The following is a 981-nucleotide window of genomic DNA, read 5'->3' as shown; positions in this document are numbered from 1 at the left end:
CAAGCGGTTAAGACACCGCCCTTTCACGGCGGTAACACGGGTTCGAATCCCGTACGGGTCACTTTATTTCTTATTATCTAGAGTCCAAAAGAGATGGTCCGGTAGTTCAGTTGGTTAGAATGCCTGCCTGTCACGCAGGAGGTCGCGGGTTCGAGTCCCGTCCGGACCGCCATTGTTTAAGATTTTTTTATTATTGAAGAAGTTGTTCATGATTTTAATTCAATGGGCTATAGCCAAGCGGTAAGGCATCGCACTTTGACTGCGACATGCGTTGGTTCGAATCCAGCTAGCCCAGCCATTTTTTAAAAAAACAACTCCGAAGCGTTGCTTCGTCGATTGGTTTTTTTAAAAAATTGCGACAAAGAACGCAGAGCTTTGGAGCAAATTTACGACTACAATTTAAATTTAAGTAAACACATTTTATTACGAGCCATTAGCTCAGTCGGTAGAGCATCTGACTTTTAATCAGAGGGTCGCAGGTTCGAATCCTGCATGGCTCACCATTTTTTTGCGGGTGTGGTGGAATTGGCAGACACGCTAGACTTAGGATCTAGTGCCGCAAGGCGTGGGGGTTCGACTCCCTTCACCCGCACCATTAATTACTAGTTGAATTATCGATTGGTTTATGATATTATAATTTCTATCGCTTTATTAAGCGGTCGTGGCGGAACGGCAGACGCGCTAGGTTGAGGGCCTAGTGGGGGCAACCCCGTGGAGGTTCAAGTCCTCTCGGCCGCACCAAAAAAACTTGTTGACAAATCGATTAAAGATGTTTTATACTAGATAAGTCGTCAAAAAAATGCGCCCGTAGCTCAATTGGATAGAGCGTCTGACTACGGATCAGAAGGTTATGGGTTCGACTCCTTTCGGGCGCGCCATATATTAACGGGAAGTAGCTCAGCTTGGTAGAGCACTTGGTTTGGGACCAAGGGGTCGCAGGTTCGAATCCTGTCTTCCCGACCATTCAAGAAAAACACAATA

The 981-nt window shown here is 46.1% G+C and carries 8 tRNA genes; all 8 read left to right on the top strand.

The window, feature by feature from the left end:
- Positions 1-58 (top strand) — tRNA-Glu (locus BGM26_RS12860).
- A 37-nt stretch (positions 59-95) separates the two neighbouring features.
- Positions 96-172 (top strand) — tRNA-Asp (locus BGM26_RS12855).
- A gap of 51 nt (positions 173-223) precedes the next feature.
- Positions 224-298 (top strand) — tRNA-Gln (locus BGM26_RS12850).
- Positions 299-427: 129 nt separating this feature from the next.
- Positions 428-503, top strand: a tRNA-Lys gene (locus BGM26_RS12845).
- Positions 504-510: 7 nt separating this feature from the next.
- A tRNA-Leu gene (locus BGM26_RS12840) sits at positions 511-595 on the top strand.
- 60 nt (positions 596-655) lie between these two features.
- Positions 656-741 (top strand) — tRNA-Leu (locus BGM26_RS12835).
- 60 nt (positions 742-801) lie between these two features.
- Positions 802-878 (top strand) — tRNA-Arg (locus BGM26_RS12830).
- 8 nt (positions 879-886) lie between these two features.
- Positions 887-963: transfer RNA gene (locus BGM26_RS12825), tRNA-Pro, on the top strand.
- Positions 964-981: the final 18 nt, after the last annotated feature.

Origin of the sequence: Bacillus sp. FJAT-29790 (assembly GCF_019039215.1) — a bacterium.
Classification (GTDB): Bacteria; Bacillota; Bacilli; order Bacillales; family Cytobacillaceae; genus Cytobacillus.
Note: the sequence above shows the minus strand (reverse complement) of the source record. Positions and strands in the feature narration are given on the sequence as shown.